Origin of the sequence: Syntrophomonas sp., assembly GCF_028707975.1 — a bacterium.
Lineage (GTDB): Bacteria > Bacillota > Syntrophomonadia > Syntrophomonadales > Syntrophomonadaceae > Syntrophomonas.
This window is the reverse complement of sequence record NZ_JAQVZX010000031.1, coordinates 1-21112: the sequence shown is the minus strand read 5'-3', so window position 1 is coordinate 21112 and position 21112 is coordinate 1. Positions and strand designations below refer to the sequence as shown.

Annotated in this window: 19 protein-coding genes; 15 read left to right on the top strand and 4 right to left on the bottom strand. The window is 48.7% G+C overall.

Features of this window, described 5'->3' with window-relative positions; translation table 11 throughout:
• The 5 genes from PHP87_RS06035 to PHP87_RS06015 form a co-directional block, all read left to right on the top strand.
• Positions 1 to 2009, top strand: a 2009-nt coding sequence (locus PHP87_RS06035) for an S-layer homology domain-containing protein (RefSeq protein WP_299919587.1), incomplete at its 5' end; no start/stop codon positions are given.
• 29 nt (positions 2010 to 2038) lie between these two features.
• Positions 2039 to 2302 carry a hypothetical protein gene (locus tag PHP87_RS06030; RefSeq protein ID WP_299919585.1) on the top strand — a complete coding sequence of 88 codons (264 nt, stop codon included), beginning with the start codon at positions 2039 to 2041 and terminating at the stop codon, positions 2300 to 2302.
• 50 nt (positions 2303 to 2352) lie between these two features.
• Positions 2353 to 2928 carry an ECF transporter S component gene (locus PHP87_RS06025; protein WP_299919582.1) on the top strand — a complete coding sequence of 192 codons (576 nt, stop codon included), beginning with the start codon at positions 2353 to 2355 and terminating at the stop codon, positions 2926 to 2928.
• Positions 2929 to 3023: 95 nt separating this feature from the next.
• The gene (locus tag PHP87_RS06020; RefSeq protein ID WP_299919580.1) at positions 3024 to 3716 is read left to right on the top strand and encodes an ABC transporter ATP-binding protein; all 693 of its coding nucleotides are present in this window, start codon (positions 3024 to 3026) and stop codon (positions 3714 to 3716) included.
• Positions 3706 to 4437 (top strand): energy-coupling factor transporter transmembrane protein EcfT, encoded by a 732-nt coding sequence (locus tag PHP87_RS06015; protein WP_299919578.1) that lies wholly within the window; start codon positions 3706 to 3708, stop codon positions 4435 to 4437. The genes PHP87_RS06020 and PHP87_RS06015 overlap by 11 nt, the downstream gene beginning before the upstream one ends.
• A gap of 60 nt (positions 4438 to 4497) precedes the next feature.
• On the opposite strand, the gene PHP87_RS06010 is transcribed toward PHP87_RS06015, so the two are convergent.
• The 3 genes from PHP87_RS06010 to PHP87_RS06000 form a co-directional block, all read right to left on the bottom strand.
• Positions 4498 to 4833, bottom strand: a complete 336-nt coding sequence (locus tag PHP87_RS06010) for a cupin domain-containing protein (RefSeq protein ID WP_299919575.1) — start codon at positions 4831 to 4833, stop codon at positions 4498 to 4500.
• A gap of 428 nt (positions 4834 to 5261) precedes the next feature.
• Positions 5262 to 5678 (bottom strand): DUF86 domain-containing protein, encoded by a 417-nt coding sequence (locus PHP87_RS06005; protein WP_299919572.1) that lies wholly within the window; start codon positions 5676 to 5678, stop codon positions 5262 to 5264.
• The gene (locus PHP87_RS06000; protein WP_299919570.1) at positions 5668 to 6120 is read right to left on the bottom strand and encodes a nucleotidyltransferase domain-containing protein; all 453 of its coding nucleotides are present in this window, start codon (positions 6118 to 6120) and stop codon (positions 5668 to 5670) included. Before PHP87_RS06000 ends, PHP87_RS06005 begins: the two co-directional genes overlap by 11 nt.
• Before the next feature lie 239 nt (positions 6121 to 6359).
• Between PHP87_RS06000 and gcvT the strand changes: the two genes are divergently transcribed.
• The 7 genes from gcvT to PHP87_RS05965 all read left to right on the top strand — a co-directional run bounded on the left by gcvT (position 6360) and on the right by PHP87_RS05965 (position 14518).
• On the top strand, positions 6360 to 7460 hold the full coding sequence (gcvT, locus tag PHP87_RS05995; protein ID WP_299919568.1) for a glycine cleavage system aminomethyltransferase GcvT: 1101 nt from the start codon (positions 6360 to 6362) through the stop codon (positions 7458 to 7460).
• A 116-nt stretch (positions 7461 to 7576) separates the two neighbouring features.
• Positions 7577 to 7969 carry a glycine cleavage system protein GcvH gene (gcvH, locus tag PHP87_RS05990; RefSeq protein ID WP_299919566.1) on the top strand — a complete coding sequence of 131 codons (393 nt, stop codon included), beginning with the start codon at positions 7577 to 7579 and terminating at the stop codon, positions 7967 to 7969.
• Position 7970: 1 nt separating this feature from the next.
• Positions 7971 to 9287, top strand: a complete 1317-nt coding sequence (gcvPA, locus tag PHP87_RS05985) for an aminomethyl-transferring glycine dehydrogenase subunit GcvPA (RefSeq protein WP_299919563.1) — start codon at positions 7971 to 7973, stop codon at positions 9285 to 9287.
• Positions 9284 to 10744 carry an aminomethyl-transferring glycine dehydrogenase subunit GcvPB gene (gene gcvPB, locus PHP87_RS05980; RefSeq protein ID WP_299919560.1) on the top strand — a complete coding sequence of 487 codons (1461 nt, stop codon included), beginning with the start codon at positions 9284 to 9286 and terminating at the stop codon, positions 10742 to 10744. The genes gcvPA and gcvPB overlap by 4 nt, the downstream gene beginning before the upstream one ends.
• A 327-nt stretch (positions 10745 to 11071) precedes the next feature.
• Positions 11072 to 12460, top strand: coding sequence for a dihydrolipoyl dehydrogenase (gene lpdA, locus PHP87_RS05975; RefSeq protein WP_299919558.1), 1389 nt, complete (start codon positions 11072 to 11074; stop codon positions 12458 to 12460).
• Positions 12461 to 12485: 25 nt separating this feature from the next.
• Positions 12486 to 13484 carry a lipoate--protein ligase gene (locus PHP87_RS05970; RefSeq protein WP_299919556.1) on the top strand — a complete coding sequence of 333 codons (999 nt, stop codon included), beginning with the start codon at positions 12486 to 12488 and terminating at the stop codon, positions 13482 to 13484.
• 194 nt (positions 13485 to 13678) lie between these two features.
• Positions 13679 to 14518 (top strand): DUF2889 domain-containing protein, encoded by an 840-nt coding sequence (locus PHP87_RS05965; RefSeq protein WP_299919554.1) that lies wholly within the window; start codon positions 13679 to 13681, stop codon positions 14516 to 14518.
• 152 nt (positions 14519 to 14670) lie between these two features.
• Here the strand turns inward: PHP87_RS05965 and dut are convergent, their stop codons facing one another.
• A complete protein-coding gene (dut, locus tag PHP87_RS05960) occupies positions 14671 to 15060 on the bottom strand; it encodes a dUTP diphosphatase (protein WP_299919552.1) in 390 nt (129 codons plus the stop codon).
• Between the two features lie 212 nt (positions 15061 to 15272).
• On the opposite strand from dut, the gene PHP87_RS05955 reads away from it, so the two are divergent.
• The 3 genes from PHP87_RS05955 to PHP87_RS05945 all read left to right on the top strand — a co-directional run.
• On the top strand, positions 15273 to 15590 hold the full coding sequence (locus PHP87_RS05955) for a zinc-ribbon domain containing protein (RefSeq protein WP_299919547.1): 318 nt from the start codon (positions 15273 to 15275) through the stop codon (positions 15588 to 15590).
• A gap of 801 nt (positions 15591 to 16391) precedes the next feature.
• Entirely contained in the window at positions 16392 to 20678 is a 4287-nt protein-coding gene (locus PHP87_RS05950; protein WP_299919590.1) for a 2-hydroxyacyl-CoA dehydratase, read from the top strand.
• A 64-nt stretch (positions 20679 to 20742) separates the two neighbouring features.
• On the top strand, positions 20743 to 21112 hold a 370-nt coding region (locus PHP87_RS05945), incomplete at its 3' end, for a GT-D fold domain-containing glycosyltransferase (protein ID WP_299919545.1).

The window sequence follows — 21112 nt, the reverse complement described above, 5'->3', positions numbered from 1 at the left end:
ACGGGAATGCAGTGGAAAGCAGCAATTACAGCACAACAGAAGCCGGTAAGATTACTATTGCCGGCAGTGTGTTTTCCACAGCCGGTAGCTATAGCATAGTAATTAAAGCCACCGGCTACCAGGATGCCGGCCTGCAGCAGATTGTTTTGCCCTTACCGGAGCCAGTAAACCTTAAGAGCCTTGAAATCAGCAAAACCGCAAGCAAATTGGTCTACACCGTAGGGGATACTCTAGATATAACTGGTCTGGAGGTAACCGGGCATTATAGTGACGGCAGCTCCAAGGTAGAGAATATAAGCACGGTCAATATCAGCGGGTTTGATAGCTCTAAACCGGCTATCCGGCAGACCCTGACCATTACTGTTGGCGATAAGACTATCACTTATACGGTAAGCATTTTCCAGGCTGAAACTGCTGCCGAAAATTCAAACATTAGCGTAACTCCAGATACTCCATTAAAAATAACTATGCCAGAAGGAATTGTTAACAGTGGTATGGAGGTTGTGCAGAATATGCCCTTGCCACCGGTAATAATTGAATCAAGCCAGGCAATTATGAGTATTCCTGAAGGCACCCTGCTTACAGGTTCTGATATTATTAATTTGCCTCAAGTAAAACCTGGTTCTACGGTCAAGGCAACGGGAATAAAAACGATTGAACTGGTGATTGAAGTAGGTTCCGACGGTAATATTGTAAACTTTAGCAAACCGGTACGACTACTTCTTAAAGGACAAGCCTCAAAGTCAGCCGGATTCATTGACCAGGCAGGAAATCTGCAGAAAATAAGTAAACCGGCCTCACTTAAAGGTCTTACCGGTGATGATGCTGCGGAAACAGTAGCCGCCCTCTTTGAAAAGGAGAAAATGCAGGATGCTGCTGTCGACTTCGGAAAAGACCTGGTAATTTGGACCAAACACTTAACTAAATTTATAGCCTACATACCCTTGGCAAGTACTCCGGTAATTCCACCTAAAAGAATCGATGATGAATTTGAAATTATTCCATTTGAGCAAATTACCAGAACCCAAACCATTGGTGTCCGTGGCGGCATTGTGAAAACTGCCGGTGCTATCTTGAATTTCCCGGCCAATTTCCTGGAAAGCGACATCAAAGTAACCATCAAAAAAATCACGCAGGATATTCCCTCTATTTCCAGCGGTTTTAAATTATTAGGGGAAGTTTACGAAATTACCAGCGATAAGGATAGTAAGTTCCAAAAGCCAGTCACCATTACCTTGCTTTTTGACCCCTCTAAAGTTGAGCAAGAAAAACATGATGTCGGTATCTACTGCTGGAATAATCAGCAGTGGACCAGCCTGGAGCAGGTAAAAGCAGATATGGTCTCCGGAAAGGTAAGTGGTGAAGTAGAGCATTTCAGCAAATTTGCGGTCTTGCTCAGTGAAAAGAGTCAAAAACCCATTGTCCCGGAAAAGGAACCGCCTGAAGTGCCTTTGCCTAAACCCATATTGAGCGACATCGCCGGGCACTGGGCCCAGGCCAATATTATCAAACTGGTAAATGCCGGGGTTATAAGCGGATACCCGGACGCTACCTTCCAACCGGATAAAAGCATTACCCGGGCGGAATTTGTCACCGCAGTGATCAAAGCCTTTAAATTGGAAAGCAGGAGCGGGCAAGTATTTAGCGACACTGCTCAGCACTGGGCTAAAGAAAGTATAAGCACTGCTGCTGCTTATGGCATGGCCAGTGGTTATGATGCGAGCAGTTTTTGTCCCGATGATGCTATTACTCGTGAGCAGATGGCTGTAATGATCAGTAAAGCGGCTAAGCTCCCGGCTGGGGAAGGCAAAACCTTTATCGACAGTGCTCAGATTGAAGATTGGGCCCAAGCTGCAGTAGCTGCCGCCAGCAGCAAGAATATTATCAGCGGCTATCCCGACAACAGCTTCCGACCCAAGGCCAATGCTAATCGAGCCGAAGCAGTAAGCGTCATAGTGAATGCGTTAAATACTCTGTCTCCTGCAGAAGAAAATCAAACAGCAAAATAAATCCCCGGGACTCATAGCTGAGCAAATTCATGACGATCAATTCCGGCATCAGGGGCATGAAATACTTTGGGGTTAAGGTAACTCCGCTAATCACGCATAGCGGTCTGGAAGACCTGATCTTTATCCACTTGCGTGATGGATTCGAATTGAGCCATAATGCTACCAGAGCGGATTTTGATGTTCTGGATGGGGCTCAGGCCGGCTTCAACATCGAGCCTGGGGATATTATTAAAGTATTTATCGTGGATCGCTTGACTAACGATCTGGATGTTAACCCCGTCCTTTTGCTCTAAAAAAGAAGAGAATAATAAGATGCAGTATTAACAGGGAGGGGGGCAAGAAATTGGGCTGGACACATAAGATGCTGGATAGATTTAGCCTGTTTGACCTGATTATAATAGCTATGATGGCGGCTCTGGGGATTGCCATCAAACCGGTGGTGGTCCCTCTGGCCCATATTGTTTCCGGCCCCCTCTTTATTCCCAGTGGAGCCGTGGCCGGCGGGTTTTACATGATGTGGCTGGTTCTGGGCTTTGGCCTGACCGGCAAGCGGGGCACGGCCACCTTGATTGCCCTGGTGCAGGCCCTGGTTGTAACTGGAACCGGCATGGTTGGCTCCCATGGGGCTATGAGCCTCTTCACTTATACCGTACCGGGAGTTATGGCTGATTTGGGCTTGCTGCTTATCGGCCACCGGGTGTGCTGCAGCCCCTGCGCTTTTCTGGCGGGGATGCTGGCCAATATGGGGGGAACCATTATGGTAAATCTGGTGTATTTCCGCTTGCCTCTGATTCCCCTGGTTTTAGCCTTGAGTGTTGCGGCCCTGTCTGGCGGACTGGGCGGAATTCTTGCTTTTCAGATCCGGCAGCAGTTATTGAGGTTCCAAACGGGAGCTCTTCCCGGTTCTCCTGAAAGCTAAGGGCCTCTACTATATTATGCGGCCCTTATGCATCAAAAGGAGTTTTTGCAGTTGATTCACGATCAGTTTGGCGGAAGCTTGGAGGGGGAAGAGCGGTGGCTTTTTTGGAACTGCGCCAAATAGATTTTTCTTATCCTGGGGGAAGACCGGCTGTTTTAAGCGGAGTTAACCTGGCTTTGAACCGGGAGGGGATAAGCGCAATTATCGGCCCCAACGGTTGCGGCAAGACCACCCTGACTAAGATTATGCTGGGGATATTGCGCCCCACCAGCGGAGAAGTACTCCTGGAAGGCCGTTCCGTGCAGGAATATACCCTGGCTCAGATTGGTCGCCGTATCGGTTATGTTTTCCAGAATCCTGAGCAGCAGCTCTTTTCTTCCACGGTGGCGGAGGAAATAGGCTTCGGCCTGAGCTACCGGAGTGAGGATCCGGCGGTAATCAGGGAGCGGGTGGAATTTCTTCTGGACTACTTCGAATTGTCCCCTTACCGCCAGGTTTTCCCCCTGCATTTAAGCTACGGGGAAAAACAGCGGTTGGCCATTGCGGCGGTGCTGGCCAATGAGCCGGAATTTCTTATTCTGGATGAACCTACAGTGGGTTTGGATGCCTGCCGTAAAGAGTTATTGGCCGCGCACCTTCATAAAGTTGCCCGGCTGGGAAGAGGAATGGTGCTGGTCAGCCACGATACTGCTTTTGTAAACCGGATGGCCAATCGGGTTATTGCTCTGGAGAAAGGCCGGGTGCAGAGGGACAGTGGTTTGGAAGGGAATGTTGGGCATGAATCTTGACCCCCGCAGCAAATTAGTGATAGTGTTTTGCATCACCACTCTGGCTGTAGTATACAATACTCCCAGGGCGCTTTTCCTTCTGCTGGCGGGTACTATCGGGCTCTTGCTCCTTTTTCGCATCGATATTAAGAGGGTCGGGGGTTACCTGAAACCTTATATGTTGCTGCTCCTAATTCTTTTCCTGGCCCAATGTATTTTTACTCCCGGGGGGGAGGTGTTGCTGGCAGCAGGTTCACTGCGTTTGGTAGGGTCCCGAGGACTGCTGCTGGGGACCAGCGTGGTTTTGCGCTTGCTTATAGTCATTGCTGCGGCCATACTGTTGACTACCAGCAATTCCCGGGACTTCATTTCCGGGTTGGTACAGTGGAAAGTACCCTATGAAATAGCTTTTATGGTTTCGGTGACTATCCGCTTTCTTCCTCTATTCCGGGATGAATTCGTCAATGCGGTAACCGCGGTGCAATTGCGCGGGGTTGAACTGAAAAAGGTGTCCTGGGGTAAAAAAATGGCTCTGTTCCGGCAGCTCTTTTTCCCGCTGGTCTATGGGGCTATACTGAAGGCCCAGCAGTTATCGATAGCTATGGAAGCACGCGGGTTCAGGGCTTATCCCCAGCGGACTTATCTCCGGCAATTACGCCTGAATTGGGCGGATTATGGCTTGATTTTGTCTTGCCCGGTAATAACTCTCTTACTGATTGGCTTATCTATCGTAGGGGGTTAGTGTTTTACCGGAGTTAGTTTACGGGGGAATATGGGGACAGCCATAATGTCCCCCGGGTATTTAGGATTTTATCATGGTCAAAAGCATTTTAAAGCACTTTACAGCTTTTAAGGCATGGGGCTCACCGGCAGGCATTATAATGGTTTCTCCGCTGGTAAGATAGTAGCTTTCACCGGAAATAATGATTTCAGCCTCACCTTCGACAATCTGCACTACGGCATCAAATGGGGCGGTATGTTCGCTTAATCCCTGTCCTTCATCAAAAGCAAATAAAGTAATGGTTCCGCTGGGACGATTAATCAAGGTCTTGCTAACCACTGCTGCGTCCTGGTATTCTATGGCAGTGTCCAGCTTGAATTTGCCTTGTGGGTATTCTTTCTTCTCCTTAATTTTCATCTTTACTCCTCCTTTGCGGAAATGCCTTCCTGTTTTGTATTATGTTTGGTTAGCTATTAGTTTAATATGCATGGCCTCAAATAGTCAATGTCTGCCTTCTTAAGCACGAAACTTACTTGCTGCCCTAATCATATATTAAATGTTAAACCCCACAATATACTAATATCCATTTTGAATGGATTTCACCTGCTCCGGCTCCATTCCAATTCATCGCATGGAGAAAGATAACCGTGTTGACCCTGAACAGGAGGCTAACGACCCCAATTTGATACTCTGGGAAAAGGCTTTTAAGCCGACTGGATTTAGTTGGGGCAACAGTTATGGTGATTCCATGCATTATGAACTGATGGAGTAAAGCAGGGGGAGAGGCAGTGAAAGGATGCTGCAACGCTATTCACGCTCACATAGTACCATGAGCGGGTATTTAGTTAAAAGCAGCGTTTAATTATACTGTCCATATAGTCCTGGAAATCATTCAGATTTTCACATATTATGCGATAAATCTCCTGCTCATCAATCTCATCATACATATGAACAGCGCGATTGCGAAATCTTATCATAGCCCGGAAAGTTGGCTCTTTATTATTCGGCAGGTAGCCTTCGCGGGTTAGAATCTTTATGGCATCATGATAACTTTGGGGTACCCCCAGGCTCTCCCGGGCAATAATATGATTGGCAATGTCAATCATGGCTTCCACAGAGATTTGCAGAATACGGGTAGCGGATAGATAATTGCGGGGATCTGCCAAAAATTCATCAGCAGGTATCTGTCGCAATGAATCCAAGAACTTAATATTCTTTTGCAATATATTTATTTTCTGCCGTATTTTATTATTATTGACCATAAGCTTTTTTCCTCAATGTTTCATCATACTCATGGTAAAACTGCTTTAAATCGATTTGAAAATCGCCATATTCCTTAAGTACCCGCTCCAGGAAATCACAAAGCAGTTCATGATTCCTTTCAAAGAGTAGTTTACCAGTAGATAGAACTTCAAATTGCATAACAATTGAAGCGGTATTAAGTATTAAAATATCCAGATCTTCTTCCTCAAGCAGATCAGCTATGTGAGCGGCAAGATCAAGCTGGTAAGCCAGGTCCGCCCGCACTGAGCCTGATACCAGTATAGCAATATCCACATCACTGAGATTAGTCTGGTATTCGCTGCCATAGGATCCATAGAGATATGCAGCCAAAATCTCTTCCCGACTGGCTAAAAATTTTTTCAAATCAGGAAGTTTATCTTCAATATTTATTTTTTCAAGATTTGCACTTAGACGAACCATATAAGCTTACTCCTGAGTGATTTAGGTGCTATATCCATAGTACCAATTACTCCCAGCAAGTGTCAAGCTGCGGCTTATCGAGATAGGCCGTTTTTTATGAAAAACCGGGTTTACAATATTATAATCGTCAGGCCCAGCAGTTTTTTTCATTAATCTTCTGCTTTATTCATCTTTTTACTTGCTGTAGTTTTCATTTGTAGTTAAACTTTAATATGATGAAACTACAAGGAGGGAGAACATTGAATTTGAAAAGGACAGCCCTTTTTCCCATGCACCAGAAGTATAATGGCCGGATGGTGGATTTCGGCGGGTGGGAATTGCCCATCCAATACGAGAGTATCATTAAAGAACACCACATGGTGCGGAAGAAGGCGGGTCTTTTTGATGTATCGCATATGGGGGAAATAGAAGTACGTGGTGAAAAAGCCGAAGCTTTTTTGCAGTACCTGCTGAGCAACGATATCAATAAAATAGCGCCGGGACAGGTGCAGTATAATATCATGTGCTATCCTGACGGGGGCGTAGTAGACGACCTTTTGGTTTACAAGTATACGACCGAGCATTATCTTCTAGTGGTCAATGCCGCTAACACCGATAAAGATTTTGAATGGATTAAGGAAAATGTTTTTCCCGGCCTGGAGATTAAAAACTTTTCGGATGATTATGCGCAAATGGCGATTCAGGGGCCTTGGGCTGAGCAGATTCTACAGAAACTGACGGATTTAGAGCTGCAGAGCATCAAGTATTACTGGTTTCAAGCCAATGTGGAAATAGCGGGAAAAACGGCTATTATTTCTCGTACAGGCTATACCGGGGAGGATGGCTTTGAAATCTACCTGGCTCCGGAGGATGCGATAGATGTCTGGGAAGCTATTCTGACGGCCGGCGGGGAGGATATTGCCCCCATTGGCCTGGGGGCTCGGGACAGCCTACGTTTTGAAGCCAAACTGCCCCTCTACGGGCAGGAATTGGGACCTGATATCAGCCCGTTGGAAGCTCGCCTGGGTATTTTTGTGAAGTTTGATTGTGGTGATTTTATCGGTCGTGAGGCTCTGTTGCGGCAAAAAGAAAGCCAACCCCCGCGGGTGCAGGCGGAGCTCTTGATGTTGGAAAGGGGTATACCGCGCTCTCATTACGAAGTTTGCCAGGAGGGTAAAGTAATTGGCCAGCTGAGCAGCGGCGGCCTGGCTCCCAGCCTGGAAAAAAATCTGGCTCTGGCTCTGGTGGATCGGGAATACTATCAACCAGGGGCGGAAGTTGAGGTTATGATCCGCAATAAACCGGTTAAAGCCCAGATTGTAACCGGGGCCTTTTATCGCAAAAAAACCCGGGCTTCATAAAGAATGGATTTCTTAAGTTCATGGTAGTGACATCAGCTTTATATCCGGCAAAACCGTCAAAAAACATCCCCTTGCTAGAGGGATACCTAATATAAGAATATTATGGAGGGATGGAAGTGAAAATACCAGCAGATTTGTATTATGCTCCAAGTCACGAATGGGTAAGAGTAGAAGGAGACCAGGCCTGGATCGGTATTAGCGACTATGCCCAGCATGAACTGGGAGACATAGTTTTTGTGGAAATGCCGGAGCTGGACGATGAACTGGATGCTGGAGGGCAGCTGGGGGTTATCGAGTCAGTAAAAGCTGCTTCGTCTATCTATAGCCCGGTAGGCGGCACTGTCGTGGCTATTAATGATGAACTGGAGGATGCTCCCCAGTTGATTAACGAAGACCCTTATGCCAATTACATTGTGGTTGTGGCCATGAATAATCCAGGAGATCTGGACAAGCTGCTTTCAGCCGCTGCCTATGAAGAGCTGTGCCGGAAAGAGCAGGGGGGAGAATAGAATGAAGTTTAGCCCCCACTCTCCTGCCGAAGTGGAGGAGATGTTGGCCAGTATCGGACTGAAAAACCGAGCGGAACTTTTTGCCGACATATCGGACAAGCTTAAGCTGGGACGGGATCTGGAGCTGGGTCCGGGCCTGGCGGAAATGGAATTGGGCCGCCATCTTAAAGAACTGGCCGGCAAGAACATGAATCTGGAGGATTATCCCTGTTTCCTCGGGGCCGGGGCTTATGACCACTATATCCCGGCTGCCCTGGATCAACTATTGCTCCGCTCCGAATTCTATACCGCCTACACCCCTTACCAGCCAGAAATAAGCCAGGGCATACTGCAGGCTATATTCGAATACCAGACCATGATCTGCGCCTTGACCGGCATGGATGTGGCCAATGCCTCTCTTTATGACGGAGCCAGCGCTCTGGCCGAAGCCTGCCAGATGGCCTGCGAAGGCAGCCGGAGGCGCAAAGTGATACTTCCCGCTACCCTGCATCCGGAATACCTGGAAGTGGTAAAAAGCTATGCGATTTCGGGCAAGATGGAGATAATTATGGCCCCGGAACGGGAGGGCATAATAGATAAGGAAGCTACCCTGGCTCTATTAAAGCAGGATAGCGCCTGTCTGGTCATACAGCAGCCTAATTTCTTCGGTTGTATAGAGGAAATAGCTGTATGGGAAAAATCGGTTCACGCCGCCAAAGCCCTCTTGATCATGGTGGTCAATCCTATTTCCCTGGGTCTTTTGAAATCGCCGGGGGAATGGGGAGCGGACATCGTGGTAGGGGAAGGGCAGCCGCTGGGCAATCCTTTGAGTTTTGGCGGCCCTTACCTGGGCTTTATGGCCTGTTCCAAGAAGTATATGCGAAAAATGCCGGGTCGCTTGGTCGGCCAGAGCGTGGACAGCAATGGCGAGACCTGCTATGTGCTGACCTTGCAGGCGCGGGAGCAGCATATCCGGCGCGAGCAGGCCAGCTCCAATATCTGTTCCAATCAGGCTCTAAATGCCCTGGCAGCCAGTATTTACCTGAGCCTGGTCGGCCGGCAGGGATTGGTGGATATAGCGACCCGCTGTCACCAGTTGGCAGTCTATGCCCGGCGAAAGATGGAGAGTTATGGCCTGCCCCTGAAATACCCGCGGGTCTTTTTTAATGAATTTGCCGTAGAAGTAGATGACCCGGCCCGGATTAACCAGCTCTTGCTGGAGCAGGGTATTATCGGGGGTTATGAACTGCCCGGCGCCTTGCTTCTGGCCTTTACGGAAAAGAGAACCCGGGCCGAGATTGATCGGCTGGCGGCTTTGATAGGAGGGGAATGCAGATGAGCCCGGTGATTTTTGCCCGGAGTGTAGCCGGTGGAGGCGGTTTTTCCCTTCCTCCCTGTGATGTTGCGGAAATTGAGCCCGCCGCGGAAATTGACCCCGAGTTTTTACGGGCCGAAGCTCCTTTGCTGCCTGAATTAAGTGAAGTAGAGGCAGTTCGCCACTATGTGGAACTATCCCGGCGGGCTTATGGGGTGGATAACGGTTTCTACCCGCTGGGTTCCTGCACTATGAAATACAACCCTAAAATCAATGAGTGGGCGGCTCGTTTGCCTGGCTTTGCCTCCCTGCATCCCTACCAGGCGGAGGAAAGCGTGCAGGGAGCCCTGGAATTGCTTTACCGAACTGAAAAACTATGCCGTGAAATAGGGGGCATGGATCGTTTTACCCTGCAGCCGGCCGCCGGTGCTCATGGTGAGTTGACCGGTCTGATGATAATCAAGGCCTACCATCGGCATCGCCAGGACCTGGCCCGTAGCAAAATACTGGTGCCGGACTCGGCTCACGGAACCAACCCGGCTACCGCCCATGTATTGGGTTTTGAAGTAGTTGAGGTGAAATCCAATGAGGAAGGCCTGGTGGATCTGCAGGATCTCAAGGCCTGCATGAACAGTGAAGTTGCTGCTCTGATGCTAACCAATCCTAATACCCTGGGCTTGTTTGAAAAGGAGATTGAGGAGATTGCCGCAGTTGTTCATGCCGGCGGCGGATTGCTCTATTATGATGGGGCCAACCTTAATGGCATAGTGGGGGTAGCCCGGCCCGGTGATATGGGTTTTGATGTAGTGCATTTCAACCTGCACAAGACTTTTGGTACTCCCCATGGCGGTGGAGGACCGGGCTCTGGGCCGGTTGGGGTCAAGGAATTTCTGAGCGATTTTCTGCCCCGGCCGCTAGTGGAAAAGAAAGAAGAGGGCTATTATCTGGACTATGATCGCCCCTTGTCGATAGGTAAAGTGAGAAGCTTTTACGGCAACTTTGGGGTTATTGTTAAAGCCTACGCTTATATGATGGCTCTGGGTGGGCCGGGCTTGCGGGAAGCTTGCGAGCTGGCCGTTCTTAATGCCAATTACCTCCGCCATCATTTGCAGGAGGATTATCACATACCCTTCAACCGTTTATGCAAGCATGAATTTGTAGCCAGTGGGCAAAAACAACTGGCGGAAAACGGGGTCAGCACCCTGGATATAGCCAAGCGCTTGATGGATTATGGTTTCCATCCTCCCACCGTTTATTTCCCCCTTATAGTCAAGGAGGCCTTGATGATTGAGCCGGTGGAGACGGAGAGCCGGGAGCGTTTGGATGAGTTTATCACTGCTATGCGGGAGATCGCTCGTGAAGCCCGGGAGAACCCGGATATTTTGCATCAAGCCCCGCACAGCACGCTAATCAAGCGGGTGGATGAGGTTCGGGCCGCCCGCCAGCCGGTCCTGCGCTGGCCGGGATGGGGAACCGAATAGCTCCCGTCCGAACTTGAGCATTCGAGAAAGGACTCCACTGCAAAAAAACCTTTTGTTGCATAAGGGTTGCATAAATATACAAAGCGAGCGTTGGCAAAGCATGGATGCAGCACCCTTCGGGTATTCCTGATGTTCCACTCTGCGGATGTCACTATTAAGGTTGCGGGTACGCCTGATGCTCCCTTCGGTCGCTATTAAGGGAGCACCCTGTCGGGCAAACTGATGCTCCCTGCGGTCGCTATTAAGGGAGCTGAGCGGTATATTTATACAAGCCAATAAATAATAATAACTTTTTGCCGTAAAATCAGAAAGGAAATACCTAAAAAAATGAAAGATTTGCTGGTAATAGGAGGCGGCCCTGGGGGATATGTGGCCGCTATTCGTGCCCGTCAACTGGGAATGAAGGTAGCCCTGGTGGAAAAGGATAAACTGGGCGGAACCTGCTTGAACCGGGGCTGTATCCCCACCAAGACATACTACCGCCATGCCGAAATAATGCGCAGCCTGCAGAGACTGGAAGAATTCTCTATACAGCTGGATGCGGGGCCGGCCCGTTTGGATATGGCCGGAACCCGTGCTCGCAAAGACGCGGTGGTGGAACAGATGGCTGGCGGAGTGGACGCTCTCCTGCAAGCCCATGGAGTGGAAGTGATCAGAGGCGAGGCTGTAGTGGAAGAAGCTGGCCGGGTCAGGGCCGGGGAGCAGAGTATAGAGGCTAAGCGCTTGCTTCTTGCCACCGGTTCAGAGAGCATTCGTCCCGCTGCTTTACCAGGAACTGATTTGCCTGGGGTTTTGACTTGCGAAGAATTGCTGGCAAGAAGCGAAATACCTGCCCGCCTTCTCATTATCGGGGGCGGAGTCATCGGTATGGAATTTGCCGGCATCTTCCAGGCCTTCGGCAGCCAGGTGACGGTATTGGAATCCTTGCCCCGCGCCCTGGCTTTCCTGGATCAGGAAATAGCGCGGCGGATGAGCGTTCTCTTTAAACGGCAGGGAATAGAGATAAATGCTGGAGTAAAGGTGGAAAGCATTAAGACGCAGGGTGATTGCCTGCTGGTTATTGCCAGCAACAAGAAGGGAAATATGCAATATGAAGCTGATCTGGTACTGCTGGCGGTTGGTCGCTCCCCGGTAACTGCCAGTCTCAATTTGGAGCAACTGGGAGTGAAAACGGAGCAGGGCTTCATTAAAGTTAACCAGGATTACGAGAGCAGTGTAGGAGGGATTTATGCCATAGGAGATGTAATCGGTCCCCCCATGCTGGCCCACGTTGCCTCGGAAGAAGGCCGGGTAGCGGTGGAGAGGATGGCGGGGATGGATAGCCGATTAAACTACCAGGCGATTCCGCACTGTATTTTTACTTTCCCGGAGATAGCGGCGGTGGGCCTGACCCAGGAAGAGGCGGCGGCCCGGGGTATTGATTGTAAAACCGGCAAATTCCAGTTTGCGGCCAATGGCAAGGCCGTGGCTATGGGGGAAAGCGAGGGCTTGGTCAAGGTGATCTGCGGCCCGGACGATACTATTTTGGGTGTGCATATTATGGGCCCTCATGCCAGTGATTTGATTCTGGAGGCCAGCCTGCTGGTCAACTTGGGCTTGAAAGTCGAAGAGGCCCTGCACACGGTTCACCCCCATCCCACGCTGGGAGAAACCCTCTACGAAGCCCTCCTGGAAGTACAGGGACGGGCTATCCACCTGAAACCACCCCGCAAATAAATTTTCTAAAGGGAGAGATTTGTTCGTGCTTTATGTGAAGAACGATTCCGGTGATCCCTATTTCAACCTGGCCCTGGAAGAATACTTGTTTATGCAGCGGCACGATCTGGGACCGCTTTTTATGCTCTGGCAGGATAAGCCGGTAGTGGTGGTGGGGCGCAACCAGAATACCCGGGAAGAGATCAATATGAACTTCATCCGGGAAAAAGGCATTGCCGTGGTGCGCCGCCTTTCCGGAGGCGGAGCGGTCTATCATGACCTGGGCAACCTGAACTTTACTTATATTCTGGAGCAAGCGGAGCGGGAACTGGATTTTGCCCGCTATACCGTCCCGGTGATAAAGGCTCTGGAACAAATGGGTATTACTGCTTCTTTTACCGGGCGCAACGATTTGACCATCGGCGGCAGGAAATTCTCCGGCAATGCACAGTTTCGCCAGCGGGAGCGGATTTTACACCATGGAACCCTTCTGTTTGAGGTCAATCTGGAGAATATGGAGCAGGCCCTGGCGGTAGCGGAGGATAAAATCACTTCTCATGGGGTTAAATCGGTGAGGAGCCGGGTGAGCAATATTGTCGAGCACTTAAACACTCCTTTTACTCTTCAGCAATTTAGAGAATTGCTCATAGATGCAGTTCGGGAAGATTATGGACTTATCGGAGAATATGAACTAAAGCCGGATGATATACGGGCGGTGGAAAAACTTCGATTGGAGAAATACTGCAGCTGGGAATGGAATTTCGGTCATTCCCCGGCCTATAATATAAAGCGCAGTCGCCGTTTCGATTGGGGAAAAGTCGATGTTTTTCTGGAAGTACAGGAGGGGTTCATCAAAGAAGCCCATATTTTTGGAGACTTCTTTTCCCCGGGGGATATTGATGAGCTCTGCTCTTCCCTTTCCGGCCGGCCTTACCGCAGTGAGGCCATAAGCCACAGCCTGGCAGGGAACAGGCTGGAACATTACTTCCCCTTTATGAGTGAAAAGGACTTAATGGAGTTAATGGGAGTAAAAAGCGCGGAGTGAGAGAGAAGTAAGGGGTTAGGCCCAAATATTTGACTGGGGGAGGATTGCTGGTGAAAAAATCCCTGTTATCCTGTTCAAGGCTTCCTTGAAGAGATATATCTTCAGAGGAGCCTTTTTCTTTTTCCAGTAGAACACTACTATTTCACCAGCTTATGATAAAATAGGTTATAAGTTTCCCAAGGAGGGATGATGGGGTGGAATTTCTTTTTCAGCGTTTCTGGCATAGTTTTGTAGAGCGTCTGGATGAAAAGTACATAGTAGCCAGGACTACTTATCAGGATACGCGGGTGGAACGGGAAATAGTACTTAGAATAGACGCAGGGAGCCTGGATATAGAGGAAGCCTGGTTGCTGCGCCTGGGGCGACCGGGGATGATGGGGGATAGCCGGGAAGAGCTCCAGGCTCTAAAAGGGGTGAAGGCTTACCTGGGCAGTGGACCGGAACTGCGGCAGGCCCTGCGTAGTGTTGAGGATGAATTGGAGCGTTCCCTGGTCAATGATACGGTAATAGCAGTAGTGCAAGCCGAGTCATTCCTTTACCGGGAGAGGGGCTATGATGATGCGGCTGAATATACCCGGGCCTGGGAGGAATTCTATCTTGGTTCCTGCCGCTATTACAGCTACCTGGATAGGGTACAGGTTTCCTGGGGTGATTTTATCGGTCCGTTTAGCCGGGAGACAAGGCTTTTTGACCGCTGCAAAACCCAGCAGCTTTTCCGGGAGGATAACGGCACTTACCGTATAAACGGCAGCATAATAGATTCTTTTCATCATATGACAGCTTGCCTGGAGCTGGATCAGGATATGAAGCTCAGCCAGGCCTGGGCGGATATGCCCCGGGTGCCGGATAAGGTTTGCCGGGAGTCAATAGGGCAAGTGAGCAATATTATCGGGCATACGCTGGCGGAAAAGCCTAAAAAAGAGCTGGCCCAACTCCTGGGCGCCGGTCAAGGCTGTGTTCACCTTATAGATTTGCTCTATGATAGTACCCGGATGCTGGAACTTTATCTGTCAACAACAAGGGACAGGCAATAATATTGCTGGTATATATGGATACACTATGCTAAAGACCGGTTGTCCCGCAACGGTAAGCCTCTGGATGCGGTAGTATATATGGAACTTGGAGCTTAAATTGTAATGCCTGGGGTTGCAGGCCTGCCTGACCCGGGCAATAATCAGTCACCTTCCTAGATATCGTTTGTAAAACTTGCTTGAACCACTGGGGCAAAAACCATCTGGGCAACTTTTTGCCCAGGCAATACCCGTACCGGTTTATCGGTAACATTTAGTAATAATATTTTAACCTCACCATTATGATCAGAATCAATCGTAGCAGGTGCATTGGCTACCACGATGCCCTTCCCGGCCATACCTGCCCGACTCCTTATCTGGGCTTCATAGCCCGGAGGTATCATCATGGCCAGGCCGCTTGGCAGACTCCGCACCTCGTTGGGATAGAGAACGATTTCTTCTTGTATGGCAATGGCCAAATCACAACCGGCAGCTCCCCTGGTCTCATATTCCGGTATTTTTGCCCAGTCTACTAATTTTTTGAATTTAACTTCAATATTCCCCAAAATATTTCCCTCACTTCTGTCTTCGCCGTACCTGACGGAAGACACTTTTTCTTTATTCTACCGCAAAATATACTGGTTGTCTTAAAAAATTCTTTGCTTGAATTTGACAATCGAAATGCTATGATATACAATTATATAGCCTTGTTCTTAATATGTCTCCTTTTTGGGGGAAGCTAAGTCCAAGAGTATTTTTTCGAAAAGGAGATTAAAAAATGTTCGAAGACAAGTATTTGGTATGTAAAGACTGTGGTAATGAGTTCTTGTTCTCCGCTTCAGAGCAAGAATTTTATGCTGAAAAAGGGTTCGAAAATGAACCAGGTCGTTGTGCTGATTGCAGGAGAGCTCGCAAACAACAGCGTAATGATTTTGGGCGCTCACGCTCCCGGGAAGACCGTCCCATGTTTAAGACGGTTTGTGCTGCCTGTGGGCAACAGACCAGTGTTCCTTTTGAGCCTACTGGTGACAGACCGGTTTATTGCCGGGATTGCTTCCAGGCACGGCAGAGCCGCAACAATTACACCTACAGATAGAGAACTCTATCGAGGAGCGATTTAAGGGAAATTGAAGATGCTATGTGAAAAAGGTATTCCGGTAAGGGATACCTTTTTTTTACACAATATATCAACCCTTAACTCCACTGCAAAAAACCTTTTTTGTTGCATAAGGGTTGCATGAATATACAAAACGCTGGCGAAGGTGAAAGCGGGCGGTCGAAGACCGCCCTTACAATGCCTTGCAGTGACATCAACCCTCAACTCTTGCTCTTTATCCCCCTTCAAAGAGCTTTATCTTTTGTCTTTCACCATCCTTTTTGGCATATATTATTATTGAGAGTTTGGCATAATTAACTTTAGCGAAACATCCGTTCAATATATAGTAGAATTATGAAGATGAAGACCATATATATTGTGTTTCCAGAAGGTATCTTTACTGATTTTTCGAATTATGCAAAAGCCTCTATCGATTATACTGCAAAGCCATTTTCACCTATTTATTAAGCAACCGGGAAGGGCTTATCTGTGCTTTGCTCAATATTCAGGACTAGCTAATAAAAAAAATGAATTTTTGCCTTGCTGCCAAATTTGCTATTATTGAGTTATATGGCTATCATATCGTTAATCGCAGCAGCTCAAAGACTGTTTTATTAACTGACTTAACTGCAAAAACCACTTTTGTCGCATAAGGGTTACATAAATAACCAGCGTAATGTTTATTGCTTTTTCCAGTGTTAGAGTATAGGGGTTAAAAGCGAAGACGGGGAAGGGAAGCGTTGCAGTAGAAACGCGAAGTATCATACGGGGGGAGGAATCACGACTATTGTTGTGGCTCAGATGAATGCTGTACTACATATGGGACTGGATATTGGTTCAACTACGGTAAAAATCATAATACTGGATGATAAAGACCGGATAGTATACGCTTGCTATAGAAGGCATTATGCCCAGGTAAAAACCACTATCAGCAATTTGATTGGAGATGCCTACAAGCGGATTGGGAACAGAGCGCTTACGGTTATGGTTACCGGTTCGGCTGGAATCTCCCTGGCTACCTGGTTGGAGCTGGGCTTTTTGCAGGAAGTAATTGCGTGCCACCGGGCCATTGAAAGGTTTATCCCCGGTATTGATGTGGCTATAGAATTAGGCGGGGAAGATGCCAAGATTACCTTTTTGACTGGCGGACTTGAACAGAGGATGAACGGCACCTGTGCTGGAGGCACGGGTTCCTTCATAGACCAGATGGCTGTCTTGCTGGAGACTGATGCTGCCGGGTTAAATGAGTTGGCATCCCGTCATAAAGTCATTTATCCTATCGCCGCTCGCTGCGGCGTCTTCGCCAAGAGTGATATTCAGCCCTTGCTCAATCAAGGTGCAGCCCGGGAGGATATTGCCGCATCGGTATTTCAATCGGTGGTTAACCAGACCATCAGCGGCTTAGCCTGTGGCAAATCCATCCGGGGAAGGGTGGCCTTGCTGGGGGGGCCGCTGTATTTTCTGCCGGAGTTGAGGAAAAGATTTCAAGAAACTTTGCAGCTTAAGGATGAGGATATTATCTTTCCGGATGAGGCCCAATTCTTTGTGGCCCAGGGTGCGGCACTGGCCTCTATTAAAGAACCGGAAATTTATTTTAGCGAATTGCTGGAAAGACTGCCGGGTTTGGAGCAGGCTCAGGCTCAGGAAATATGGAGGCTGGAGTCTTTGTTTGCCAGCGAAGAGGAACTCCAGGCTTTCCGGCAAAGGCATGCCCGTTACCTTGCCTGTCGCCAGGAACTGGAATCTTTTCAGGGTGATTGCTTCCTGGGCATAGATGCGGGCTCCACCACCACCAAGGCGGCGCTGATTGATAAAGAGGGAAAATTGCTTTATTCCTATTATGGAGGCAACCAGGGCAGCCCGGTGCAATCGGCGGTAAAAATACTGGAGGATATCTACCGCCGCTTACCGCCTGGCGCCAGTATTGTTAATTCTGCGGTTACCGGTTACGGAGAGGGACTGATAAAAGCCGCCCTTTCGGTTGACCTGGGAGAAGTGGAAACTATAGCCCATTTCACGGCGGCCGAGTTCTTTCAGCCGGGGGTGAACTTTATCCTGGATATCGGCGGCCAGGATATGAAATGCCTGCACATTGAAAACGGGGTTATTGAGAGCATAATGCTTAATGAAGCCTGTTCTTCCGGTTGCGGCTCTTTTATCGAGACCTTTGCCCATTCCTTGAATATGACAGTTGAAGATTTCGCTCACTCAGCTCTGCAGGCCGAATCCCCGGTTGACCTGGGTTCCCGCTGTACGGTGTTTATGAATTCGCGGGTGAAACAGGCGCAGAAAGAAGGAGCAACGGTGGGGGATATTTCCGCCGGTCTTTCCTATTCGGTAATAAAAAACGCCTTGTTCAAGGTAATTAAAATAAAGAACTCCGCTGAGCTCGGCGAAAAAATAGTGGTTCAGGGAGGAACCTTTTACAATGAAGCGGTTCTGCGCAGCCTGGAGCTGGTAACGGGGAGAGAAGTGGTCCGACCCGATATAGCAGGATTAATGGGAGCCTTCGGGGCGGCCCTTATCGCTCGAAACAAGTATCACAGCGCTTATGCCACTACCCTCTTGAGCCGGGATAAATTATTGGACTTTTCCATCCGAACCTCCACCCGCCGCTGCCCGGGCTGTGAAAACCAGTGCTTGCTTACCATTAATCGCTTTCAAGATGGAAAACGCTTTATTTCTGGTAATCGCTGCGAAAAAATGCTGGATAATAAGAAAAATAAGGAGATACCCAATCTCTATGACTACAAATTGCAGAGGCTTTTCCATTATGAACCATTGGCTGAGGAACAGGCGGAAAGGGGTACTATCGGTTTACCCCGGGTCTTGAATATATATGAGAACTATCCTTTCTGGTTTACCTTTTTTACCGAACTGGGCTTTCGGGTGGAGCTGTCACCCCTGTCCTCGCGGAAGATATATGAGCTGGGAATCGAGACTATACCTTCGGAGTCGGCTTGTTATCCGGCCAAGCTGGTGCATGGGCATATTGCGGCCCTGGTAAAGCAGGGGGTAAAGAATATCTTTTACCCTTGTATTAGCCGGGAACGCCAGGAACAGGGAGAAGCCGACAATCATTTCAATTGTCCCATGGTTATCTCCTATCCTGATGCTATTAAGAATAATATGGATGTATTGAGAGAGGAAGAGATCAGGTTTATAAATCCTTTTTTGCCCTATGACAACCAGGCTCGCTTAATTACCCGGCTTTTCGAAGAGCTGCGTGTTTTTGGCATTACAAAAAGGGAGATAGCCCGGGCGGTTCGGGCCGCCTGGCAGGAAGACGAATGTTTCAAAGCGGATATCAGGAAAAAAGGTGAAGAAATTCTGGCCTACCTGGAACAAACGGGCGGTCGGGGAATAGTATTGGCCGGTCGGCCTTATCATTTAGATCCGGAAATCAACCATGGTCTGCCTAATATGATTACCTCCTTTGGCATCGCGGTGCTGAGCGAGGACGCTGTAGCTCATCTGGGTACGGTGCAGCGACCGCTGCGAGTGGTGGATCAGTGGATGTATCATTCGCGTCTCTATGCGGCGGCCAGCTTTGTGGCTGAACAACGAAATCTGGAACTGGTACAGCTCAATTCCTTTGGCTGTGGCCTGGATGCCATTACTACCGACCAGGTACAGGAAATTCTGCAAGCTGCAGGTAAGATTTATTCTTTACTAAAAATTGATGAAGTAAATAACCTGGGGGCGGCCAGGATTAGAATGCGCTCTTTGCTGGCGGCTCTGGAGGAAAGGGATAAGAACGGCTTTATACCGGAAAGAATCAGCCCGGCAGCACCCCGGATATCATTTACCCGCCGGATGAAGAGGAAACACAATATTCTCTGCCCACAGATGTCCCCTATTCACTTCGAGTTCTTTGAAGAGGCGCTGCGAGCTGAAGGCTACAATTTTGAGGTGCTTCCCGAGGTGGATCAGATTACGGTGGATGAGGGTTTAAAATATGTCAACAACGATGCCTGCTACCCCTCCGTAATTGTGATTGGCCAGTTGTTACAGGCCTTGCAGTCAGGAAAATACGACCTTGAGCATACTTCGGTAATGATTTCCCAGACCGGCGGAGGCTGCCGAGCCACCAATTACATAGGCTTGCTGCGCAAGGCCTTAAGAGACGCAGGCCTGGGCTATATACCAGTTATTTCCATAAACCTGGCCGGGATGGAAAAAAACCCGGGTTTCAAGATAAACCGTCGGTTGATGCAAAAGCTGGTCTGGAGTTTGGTTTATGGGGACCTCTTGATGCGGGTATTGCACCGGGTAAGGCCCTATGAAAAAATCCCGGGTTCAGCTAATATGCTGTATCGTAAATGGAATCAGCGTTGTCGGGAGCAGATTGCCCAGGGGGATAAAGGAGCCTTCAGCGAAAACATCCGGGGCATAGTTCGGGAATTCGACCATATTGAAATAGCTGATACCGTGAAACCACGGGTAGGTGTGGTAGGGGAGATACTGGTCAAGTATCATCCCGAAGCCAACAACAATATAGTAAATGTACTGGAAAGAGAAGGTGCGGAGGTAATAGTGCCGGATATGTTGAACTTTTTCCTCTATTGTGCCTATGATGATATTTTCGATTATCAATACCTGTCCGGGAGAAAGAGCCAGGAGCTTTCCGGGAGGATGATGATAAACTACCTGGAGAAGCAGCGAGCGGAAATGATAAGCTGTCTGAAAAAAAGTGTACGCTTTTTGGCCCCCCATTCTATCTATCATATGGCGCAGGCCGCCCGCAAGATTCTTTCGCTGGGGCACCATACCGGGGAAGGCTGGTTTTTAACGGCAGAGATGGTGGAGTTGATTGAAAGCGAGGTCCCCAATATTGTCTGCGTGCAGCCCTTTGCTTGCCTGCCCAACCATGTTACCGGCAAGGCTATGATAAAGGAATTGAGAAGGAACTACCCGCAAGCCAATATTGTAGCGGTTGACTACGATCCTGGAGCCAGCGAAGTAAACCAGTTGAACCGCATCAAGCTGATGCTCACAATTGCCTTCAAGAATCTGCCATCAGCTCAAGAAGACGGTTCGCTTGGTAATATTTTATCTGCCAGTGAATTAAATGTGCAGTTATCTTGAAAGGGTACTAAGAATTTATAAAGCCCCATAATTATGATATATACCCAAAAAGGGGAGTGGGGTTATGGAGAATATAGGCTTTAACCGGCCAAGAAAAATAAGGGTGGAACCGGGTAAAGAAAAATACGCTAATATCTCCCGGGTGGATTCAAGTCCATGGTGGCTGAATAGCTCCCAATTAATGGATGAGATACTGAAATCCCTGGAAAAAAGAAGGCCCTGCTCCATTGTTTCGCTGGGAGCTACGGAAGCTTTTGTTATGGCCCAGTATACCCTTCTTACCGAGGAAGAGTTTATGCATCACCCGGAGGCCCTGGTGGCCAATCGGGGGGTGCGGGGTGGACACGGACACCGGGGAATTTCATTTCCCAATATTTGGGCTCGGGACGAAACGGTGGAGGCAGTTAGAAAGGCTCATATAGTGGGTTATAACA

What these genes read in the sequence shown, in the direction of transcription:
- PHP87_RS06030 (WP_299919585.1), top strand. Translation starts at nt 2,039, where the DNA reads ATGACGATCAATTCCGGCATCAGGGGCATGAAATACTTTGGGGTTAAG.
- PHP87_RS06015 (WP_299919578.1), top strand. Translation starts at nt 3,706, where the DNA reads ATGAATCTTGACCCCCGCAGCAAATTAGTGATAGTGTTTTGCATCACC.
- PHP87_RS06010 (WP_299919575.1), bottom strand. Translation starts at nt 4,833, where the DNA reads ATGAAAATTAAGGAGAAGAAAGAATACCCACAAGGCAAATTCAAGCTG.
- PHP87_RS06005 (WP_299919572.1), bottom strand. Translation starts at nt 5,678, where the DNA reads ATGGTCAATAATAATAAAATACGGCAGAAAATAAATATATTGCAAAAG.
- PHP87_RS06000 (WP_299919570.1), bottom strand. Translation starts at nt 6,120, where the DNA reads ATGGTTCGTCTAAGTGCAAATCTTGAAAAAATAAATATTGAAGATAAA.
- gcvPA (WP_299919563.1), top strand. Translation starts at nt 7,971, where the DNA reads ATGAAGTTTAGCCCCCACTCTCCTGCCGAAGTGGAGGAGATGTTGGCC.
- gcvPB (WP_299919560.1), top strand. Translation starts at nt 9,284, where the DNA reads ATGAGCCCGGTGATTTTTGCCCGGAGTGTAGCCGGTGGAGGCGGTTTT.
- lpdA (WP_299919558.1), top strand. Translation starts at nt 11,072, where the DNA reads ATGAAAGATTTGCTGGTAATAGGAGGCGGCCCTGGGGGATATGTGGCC.
- PHP87_RS05955 (WP_299919547.1), top strand. Translation starts at nt 15,273, where the DNA reads ATGTTCGAAGACAAGTATTTGGTATGTAAAGACTGTGGTAATGAGTTC.
- PHP87_RS05950 (WP_299919590.1), top strand. Translation starts at nt 16,392, where the DNA reads ATGAATGCTGTACTACATATGGGACTGGATATTGGTTCAACTACGGTA.